Consider the following 8948-nt stretch of genomic DNA (forward strand, 5'->3'; position numbering starts at 1 on the left):
CGTTTCCAAAAAGTAAGTTAAATATTTTACTTTTTGGAAACGGTATTTGTTGTTTATTGGCAAGTGCTTACGCACTTGCTGTTTATACCATTTACAAAAATCCTTTTTGTAAATGGTATAACTGCTCAAAAACTCGGGGTTCTTCTATCCTATTCTATTCAATGTAACGACGTTACAAATAAAACGAAAAGAACGCCGTCTCGAACCTCCGCCAGCTAGCAAAAAGCCAAATTAAAACTGTCGTACCATTTCTGAATCTTTTCGATGCAAGGTTCGGTTTGGGTGGGAAGGGAAAGAGGTCGGCCGCGACCGTCGAGTATTATTCCAGCGCATCCGCCCGTTAATGTTGTGTTAATAGTTTTCGCGTCGTGGGCAATTTGAACATGCGGGGAAAGGCAGGTGATAGTTGCTTGCATCTCTTCGCTCGCAGCAAGTTCGAAAGTTAGCAGCTCGTCTTGGTGAAGGATCATTTTGTCGCCATTGGAAAAATGAACCTCAATTAGAGGTTGCCCAGGTTTCCGCTGGCCAAGTGGCGCAATTACTGTTCCCAAAGGAATAAGGCAATCCCTTAAGAAAACTTCGGTTGCGGCCTCTGCGTGAACTGTGGACAATACGCCTAAATGCGGCATCATAAAAACGGAATCAACCGCAAGCTTAGTAACTCCAACTGGCTCATAAGCATCTATTAACATTAATGCTGCACTCTTGCGATCTGGGGCATGGCTTAAAACGCCACCAGAGCCAATTATTAAATCTAAATCCATCATGTCCACTAATCCCTCTCCCGGCAAATCTTTTGCAGAAAACATGTCGGCGATGGAACGGGTTTTGCGAACGCCCTTAAGACCAACAGCAAGCCTTTTGTGGTGATGAAACGCTAATCGCAACGCTTCTCTACAAAGAGCCTGCTCTAAAATGAGATCTTCCAGCGTGTGTGGAATGGTAGTTGGCCTAATCATTTTATTGCGAAGGCGGTCTCGAATTTCGTTATTAGAGAGCTCAAAAGGAAGCCAGCGCTTGACGTTTTCTTCTCCGCTTTCAAGCAAAACATTTGCCACCGAATAGCTCATCCCCAAGTTAGCACTAACTGTCCGGTTAAATACAGGCGTGCTATCTTCGTCTCGAGCGCTAAATACTGAAAACACATCTGTAGTCGCGCCGCCTATGTCTACCGCGAGAATGTGCTGTTTAGAACGCTTTGCTGCATCAAAAACCATTTGACCCACAGCAGCGGGAGTTGGGATTATGGGCACAGGCGACCAGCTTAGCAGCTTGCTGTAGCCGGGGGCATGGCTCATCACGTGGTTTAAAAAAAGCTCGTGAATGGCATCGCGAGCAGGAGCTAGGTTCTCCTGCTCCAGTGTGGGGCGAAGATTATCTACTGCTACGAAATCAAAACGCTTGCCCAATATCTCGCGAGCACTTTCCCGTCCATCCTTGTTCGCCGCATAAATGACTGGCAATGTCAGCGTCTCTCCGAAGCGCGGTCGAGGATCGGCCTGCAAAATTATCTCAGCCAACTCCAAAGGGTGTTCAATCGTTCCGCCATCTACGCCCCCAGCAATCAATATTATATCTGGACGCAAATGCCGAATCTTTTGAACTTTTTCGTGTGGCTCGCGTCCATCATCGGCCGATATCGCATCCATGACGATAGCCCCCGCTCCAAGAGCCGCACGTTCGGCAGATTCGGTAGTCATGCTCGATACGACGCCGGCTACTATCATCTGCAAGCCCCCACCTGCCGAACTAGTAGATACGTATAGATCAATTCCCTGCTCCTGTAGGTCGCTGGTTCTCTTTAGAAAAGGAACCGTGGAAGAGTCGGAACTGCTGTCGCCTGCTCGATTGGGATCTAAAATCTTGCGACCTGAAAGCTCCTCGACCTCGGTAAAGGCATTAATTGCGCCAATGGTTACGTCTGCTAAGGGCTTTTCAACCGTTGTGGGCGCCTCGCCGCGAAACGTAGCGTGCCAACCATCGCTCTTTTTTTCAAAGAGGATAGCTTTTGTGGTAGTCGAGCCGCAGTCAGTAGCTAATACTACCTCGAGCGCATTTTTGGATTTTTGGGACTTGCTAAATTCCATCTTCTGTTAGCCTTAGCCGCAGACTTTTAACCAAGGCATGTTGCAGCCCCAGGTATTTATTAGGAAATCTAAGCGCTCTACTAATAATGCCATGCGCGCCATGATTGTAGAGCCAAAAAACGCGCCAAAACACCCCATCATCATCCAACGTCCCGCTTTGGCGGAACGCTCGGCAATTCTTCCCTTCCGTTGCTTAAACGTAAAAAAGAAATAGCTTAGAGCCGTAGTTAGGGTAAATATAAATACGATGTTGCTTATGGAAGCACCTACGTTATCCTTTATGTATAGAGGGCGAAAGGAGTTCGTTAACTGCGGATACATTTCGTTTATGAACCCCTTAAAAGCTAAACCGCCCGATACCCCAAGTCCAAACCCGATGGCAATTTGCGCAAGCCAGCTGTAGCGTTTAGTGAGAATGAAGTAATAGAGCAGACCAAGAGCCATTGGTGCTAGATATAGCAAATAGAGCTTGTTGTATGGCTCGCTATACGTGCCGTCGGGAAATATAACTCTATCCATGCCTAGTAGTGGCTTAAAAATTTCCTGCCACAGAAAAGTGCGAAAGACCATGATTATGGAAATGCCCGTAGCTATGCCAATGAACAAATGCTCAAAAAATCTGTAAACTGCGTTTTCTCTATATAAGAAGGAGTAGATTGCTAACGTCGAAACCCCACCCAAAAAAACTTCCCACCAGTGCAAACTAAATAGTGCAGACATCATTCTAGCCCCTGGTTTTTAGTGTGAACCTGCATAGTAGTGGCTATCAATCCGACATTGCCAATAATAATAAACGCAATTACTACTAAATGTGCATATGCCAAGCCAGTATTGTATCGAATTGAGGAACTGCTGAGGCGATTAGGGTAATTTCGAGAAAGTAATGTATCGTACCAAGCGGCACCGGCAACTCCCTCAAAGAAGCCGACGAGTTGGCCAGAAGCAAAATATAAGTGCCCTTCTGGTATGGTGATCGAAGTGCAGCCATGGACAAAAGGAGGTCGATATTCTTTTGCTTGAAAAAATTGTATCCAGTTTTGTAGTGCACCTGCTAGGCCAGTAAACTCCATTAGCATTGTAATATCCTTGATAGTCTTAACTCCTTGCATGGCAGGGATATCCTCTAACGGCGTGCCAAGGCTATCTGCTATAAGGTGAGCATGGAGATTGTCAGCTTTTGCCAGACTTTGAATCATTAATCCACCACCTGGCCTATAACCTAAATTTACCCAATCGCGCCCGTATGCCCAATGCTCGTTAGGTATTTCTCTAGTAAGCCTTTTTGCAACATCTAATGGAACACTTTTCATAAACGGCTCCGCTAGTGGATAGGTCGTAATGAGCGCAAAAGCTATGCGTCTTCGCATCAGGTGTTCAATTGCTACTTCAAATTGTCCTTTGTTTTCGGCTAGAGTATTTGGACCCCAGTCGACAGCAATTAAAACCACTTTTCCCTTCTCTATAGGCAGCCTTTCCACTTCTCCATAAAAGGCTTCGGCGGTCATCATTTCGGCTGGTGGTAGCTCGACGTTTAGAACGAGGGGAATTGCCAATGATATTGCTACAAACAAATAAATTATCCGGCGGTCTATGTCATTTAGAAATGTGAGAAATCCGATTATGACCTTCAAGTTAAATCATGCTCCTTTTTGGTTAATGGTTGGGAGCTCGTCGGTTGCTAAAGGACTTCGTTCTAGCGATAACCACATTCTAATAGCCATGGCTAATCCAGCCACGGCCGAACCAAAAACAACTGCGCGAAATGCCGGCGTGCTAATATTTTCGAGAAGCCATAATCGGATACCTGGCAAGTTGGTAGAGACATATAAAGGTCCATGGGGGATTTGTCCCAACATGACTATTATCGCCGCTGTCATCATTAGAAATGCTTCGAGTGAGCGCACTCTAAATGTTCGATACGCGGCTGTAGCCACGTAAAAGGCTAGAAGCGAAAACATAGCTGAGCCTAGCGGAACAAAGAAAGCCTCATGGATAAATGTCGAAGCTTGTTTTGCGGCAGTCGCTTGATAATTGGCGTCAGCGATGTCCCTTGCAAGTGAGGCTGTTTTTTTGAGCTGTGTGCTGAGCTCGTTAGTAGCTGTATCGAGCTTTTCTAGGTCGCTTCGATCTAAATATTTCTGATATAAGCTGTCAGCGAGAGTTGCGGATATTACTAGTTGTTCTCTAAATTCATTGGCTGTATCTCTATCTAAATAGGCGGCATTCGAGTTTAGAAATGTGTCGCTGGATTGCGCTTTTTCGCGCACAGATTCTAATCTCTTGCTGAGAAACTCAGTTCTTCTTGCAGCATCTCCGGAATTGCTTTTATGATCCTCAAGTATCTTGCTCGCAAAAGTTCCCAAATCGGCTATCTGTTTCCAATCTTCCACTTGTCGTTCAGCATTTCGAAAATCGCAATACTCAACAAATAGAGTCGCAAATATTCCTACTACGAGAGCAAGAGAGTTGATCCAGCCCTTTTTTTTCTTAATAATGGCCTTCCCGTGGACCCTAAACAGATTAATGATTCCAAGGCCTATTGCCATTGTGCCTACGAAAATTGTTCCTCGACTTATATGTTGGTGAATATCTAGATAATTTTGTCCAACCAATGCTTCCAAAAGTGACTCTGGCAGCATGAACTCGAGAAAATAGTAAAGCCCTCCTATAAATGTCACGGCAGCGATAATTGCTTGTTTGTAATGTCTCAGCATGTGTTATCTGTCTAAATTTTTTTGCCGAACAAACTAGCGCACCATGCGCTATTGCAACCCGAGCCAATTTCCTCCCACGAGGCCTGCATCCACGATTTTAAGGGTATTGGAGAATCGTGTTCCGAAATCGAATAATAAGTTGCTTGAATAGTGCCAAGGACAATTAGTGCCAAAAACAATGCCTTGCCGTAATCTTGGGCCTTGAGGCTCCCAGTTTGAACGGGATCTCTCGATAGATAGGCTCCGGCAGCATAGAGCTCTTCTCCGATTAGTGTATAATCGCAGGCAGTGATGAAAAATGGAACCTGTTCTGGTGACGTTGTTGCTGCGACCTGAACCGCGCCAATTTGCAATCCGGCTTCGGCTAGTATCAGCGATTCTGCCGCAAAGCGCCCTATTAGAAACGCACTGCCGACATTTTCTCTATGAACTAGTCCCATATATCCGGACGAAAATGCGAATTGCTCGTCGGACAAAAAACGCAAACGCGAGGGCTCGTAATTAGAAAATTTTTTTTCTGTGCGATAGGCATTTTGCAAGGTCGCGTCAGTGAGCACCAAAGCCTCCGCATCACTACATGGAACGAATAGGCGCGAATTTAGGCGCGCTGCTTTGCGAGCTATGTAGCGCAATACGCCGAGGCAGGCGTAGAGCAAGGAGTTTACGCCGGTAAGACCTGAGGTAAATGAAATAGGCCGACCGAGTTCAACTGCTCTTCCAATTGCCTCGTCTATGGCGTCGATGCCTGCAATTCGCCTTATGGCAATTTCTCGACCGTTTTTGGCGCGACCGATAAAAAAAATGACCATGCCCCCGAGCAATAAAAGTAGAATTACGGAAAAAGGATTGGCGTGTTCCATTTTGTCTAGCTAGTCGCTCTTTTTGAATATGAATGAATAAATGAAATCAACTCTTCTACGTTCTCTCGCTCCGCAAATATTGCTTGTAAGTGCTTAACTCTATGTTTACCTATGACGAGTTTAGCAAGAGGTTCCACAAAGAGCGAGGCATTATATATCACGGAGCTGATAGGCTTGTGAAGCTCAAGAAATAGGACGGTAGGGGCCTCTAGTTTAAGTTCGACTACGCGTTTTGCAATCTGCTTAAGCATTGAACGCTTAACATCTTCTGGCGTATCGATGTCAGAAAGCTCTGGCAATAAAAAAATGCTGAATTGGTATGAGCGCAATCGTTCCATGGTCTGTGCAAGCGTATGCTCGGTGCTCCAGGAAATTTCGGCAAATAAGCCTGCTAGAAAGGTGCCTAGTCCTATTAGATAGTATCCACCATCGCTTGCCGGGCCTATGACGGCGTCGTGCGACTTAAGAGCATTTACTGCCTGTGCAATAATATCCGTGGTAATTTCTACGCAATCAGTGCCTATTGCCAGCACTTTTTTTGCACCATTTTTAAACGCCTCTGCGAATGCGCTATTTAATCTATCGCCCAAACTGCCAGTAGTTTGTGTAGCATATTCAAAATCGAAACCCGCTAGCTCCTGCATGGCATTTAAGCAATCCGGTGGTTCGACTAGGATTACTGCTTTAAAGTCATCCCTAATAGTCGGCCGCACAAGATCGAGGATCTGCGATAACATGTCAGCGTAGATTGTTGCCGCGCCCTCTGGGCCGTAGGCAGGTATTAAACGCGTCTTTGTTTTGCCAGCCTGTGGATATCGTGCAAATATTAGCAAAACATTTTCTATTTGCCGTTGATGCATTTTGGGTGCCGCTATTTGTTTTACTTTTAGACAAGGCAAGTATCGATATAACCTTAAAACGACAACAGTGGCAATCTGTTATGATTCCTACCCTTTTGTTTTTATGGTATTGGCAGAAGTGTCTGGAGCCGTTATGTGTTCTATGGTCTACGTGCGCTCCCCATTAACTAAGTAAGGAAGCAGTCGGTGTCAAAGAGTAGTTGGATGTTGATTAAATGTGCTGGCGCTGTCGCAATAGTATTTGCGCTATTTTATTTTGTTGGCGCTAGCGAGCTTTTAGGTGCGTTAGCTGAGATAGATTGCGTTTACGTGTTTTATCTCATCTTAATTGCTGTGGTTATGATTTGGATAAGTTGTTTAAAGTGGCGGTTGTTTATTAGAGCTCATGCGCGCGATGTCTCGATTCTGCACCTTATGAAGCTATATACTACGTCGTATTTTTTTAACACCTTTGCTCCTTCGTGTATCGGTGGAGATGTTGCGCGGAGTTATCAGCTGGGCAAGTACTTGGAGAGCCAGAAAGATGCATTCGTTTCGACCTTTTTAGAGAGATTTACGGGCGTGCTTGCCATGTCTTGTTTGGGTTTGGTATTTGTCGTTCTAGGCTCTCAGGCAACGGCTGGAATTGAGATAGCAGTTATCATTGTCGGAGTGCTAACGCTGATGCTTGCCTTAATGGTATTTTCTTTGAGGATTAGCAATTTTTGCTTTGATATATCGCTATCTGTTTTGAGGAGTTTTGGCTTTTCTCGGCTAGCTGCAAGATTGGATTCTTTGTTTTTAAAGCTTTCTCAGGCCATGGCAGTTGCGAGGGGGAGCAGGGTTTTACTGGCAAAAGCCATGTTGCTTTCTTTTGCTTTTCACCTAATGACGGTGGTCAATACTTATGTGGCAGCTTTGGCAGTTGGATGGAAGGAGCCTAATTTGGCAGGAATTTTTGTAATAGTCCCTCTAGTGCTTCTCGTGTCGCTTGTGCCACTTACGCCAAATGCTTTGGGGGTGCAAGAGGGGGCTTTTTTGTTTTTTTTGGAGAAGGTTGGAGCTACCAAGCCTCAAGGCTTAGGTGTCGGAATAGTTTTGCGGGCAAAGGTCATATTAATTGCTGTAGTAGGTGGGCTGCTCTTAGTTGGCTTACCGAAGGGAGAAGTAAGAGCTAGCGATATGCTTCGCGAAAAAAATTAAATTTCACATATCGCAGCTTAGTCAAGAAGACGCACTAAAACAGTCTTCTATTTTAAGTGTGTGGCTATTCTCTAAATTAGAGAAATAGAGTATGATTTGTGTTTGTAATGTTTAGTGTTCCTAACGAGGTAATGCATTTTCTCTTTTGCCATGAGTGTGTTCCGTTAAGCCGTTTATGTGAGCTTTGGAGGGATCTGTTGCGGTATAATACGGCTTTTGCTTTCGAGTAGTGTGTAACTCTTATCATCAGCCACAAAAGAATGGGATAAAGAAGTAAGTAAATATGTCGATTGTTGACGACTTTAGGTTTTTTCTAAAAGACAGGGAATTTGTGCCCATAATTGTTGGTGGTATGGGTGTGGACATTTCGAATTCAAAGCTAGCTTTAGCCATAGCGAACTTGGGAGGGATTGGCCATATATCAGATGCCATGTCGCCTTGCGTTTCTGATAGGGCATTTCGGACGACGTTTCAAAGCAGTAAGAGGAAGCGGTTTGCAATGTATGCGGAGTCGACTGACAAGGGCGAAGTAAAATGGGATCCGCGACATGTTTACGAGGCTACTGTTAACCACGTTCGAGCTACTATGGAGCACAAGAGTGGCCCAGGAGCGGTATTCGTCAACATCATGGAAAAACTCACCATGGGAAATCCCCTAGATACGCTTAGAGCTCGCCTGCGTGCTGCCATGGATGCTGGGATAGAGGGCATAACTCTTTCGGCTGGGCTACATACTGGCTCGCTAAAGCTAATGGAAGATCATCCGCGATTCCGAGACGTCTTTGTGGGCATTATTGCGTCGTCGGCCAGGGCTTTAAAGATTTTCCTTCGCAGTGCTAAGCGCGCTCAGCGCCTGCCTGATTACATAGTTGTAGAAGGTCCACTGGCTGGTGGCCATTTGGGATTTGATCTAAATTGGAAAAAGTACAACTTAAAAAGCATAGTCGAAGAGATTATAAGTTTCTTAAAGCTTGAAAAGCTCGACATTCCGGTTGTCCCGGCTGGTGGAATTTTTACCGGCACCGATGCGGCCGAATATTTGGAGTCTGGCGCTGGTGCTGTGCAAGTAGCAACTAGGTTTACTATTGCGCAGGAGTGTGGATTGCCGGACAGAGTTAAGCAGGAATATTTACGAGCTTCGGAAGATGATGTGGTGGTGAACATGGTTTCCCCCACGGGTTATGCCATGAGGATGCTCAGATATAGCCCTTCCCTGCAGTCTAATGTAAAGCCAAACTGTGAAGC

8 protein-coding genes are annotated in these 8948 nt (G+C 45.3%); 2 read left to right on the forward strand and 6 right to left on the reverse strand.

The features are described 5' to 3' along the window. Positions 1-215 precede the first annotated feature (215 nt). Genes IT291_01175 through IT291_01200 form a run of 6 tightly spaced genes read right to left on the reverse strand, consistent with a single transcriptional unit; the run spans position 216 to position 6521 of the window. Positions 216-2087 carry a glutamate mutase L gene (locus tag IT291_01175; GenBank protein MCC6219833.1) on the reverse strand — a complete coding sequence of 624 codons (1872 nt, stop codon included), beginning with the start codon at positions 2085-2087 and terminating at the stop codon, positions 216-218. A 12-nt stretch (positions 2088-2099) separates the two neighbouring features. Next, on the reverse strand, positions 2100-2810 hold the full coding sequence (locus IT291_01180; protein ID MCC6219834.1) for a hypothetical protein: 711 nt from the start codon (positions 2808-2810) through the stop codon (positions 2100-2102). Then, on the reverse strand, positions 2807-3718 hold the full coding sequence (locus tag IT291_01185; GenBank protein ID MCC6219835.1) for a hypothetical protein: 912 nt from the start codon (positions 3716-3718) through the stop codon (positions 2807-2809). The genes IT291_01180 and IT291_01185 overlap by 4 nt, the downstream gene beginning before the upstream one ends. Before the next feature lie 6 nt (positions 3719-3724). Further along, positions 3725-4801 (reverse strand): hypothetical protein, encoded by a 1077-nt coding sequence (locus IT291_01190; GenBank protein ID MCC6219836.1) that lies wholly within the window; start codon positions 4799-4801, stop codon positions 3725-3727. 11 nt (positions 4802-4812) lie between these two features. Beyond that, positions 4813-5661, reverse strand: coding sequence for a hypothetical protein (locus tag IT291_01195; GenBank protein ID MCC6219837.1), 849 nt, complete (start codon positions 5659-5661; stop codon positions 4813-4815). A gap of 5 nt (positions 5662-5666) precedes the next feature. Then, positions 5667-6521 carry a TIGR04282 family arsenosugar biosynthesis glycosyltransferase gene (locus IT291_01200; GenBank protein MCC6219838.1) on the reverse strand — a complete coding sequence of 285 codons (855 nt, stop codon included), beginning with the start codon at positions 6519-6521 and terminating at the stop codon, positions 5667-5669. Between the two features lie 204 nt (positions 6522-6725). Between IT291_01200 and IT291_01205 the strand changes: the two genes are divergently transcribed. Beyond that, a complete protein-coding gene (locus IT291_01205) occupies positions 6726-7703 on the forward strand; it encodes a flippase-like domain-containing protein (protein MCC6219839.1) in 978 nt (325 codons plus the stop codon). A gap of 283 nt (positions 7704-7986) precedes the next feature. Continuing rightward, the coding region (locus tag IT291_01210; protein ID MCC6219840.1) for a nitronate monooxygenase at positions 7987-8948 on the forward strand (962 nt) is incomplete at its 3' end.

It is taken from the genome of Deltaproteobacteria bacterium, from assembly GCA_020845775.1.
Lineage (GTDB): Bacteria > Bdellovibrionota_C > UBA2361 > SZUA-149 > JADLFC01 > JADLFC01.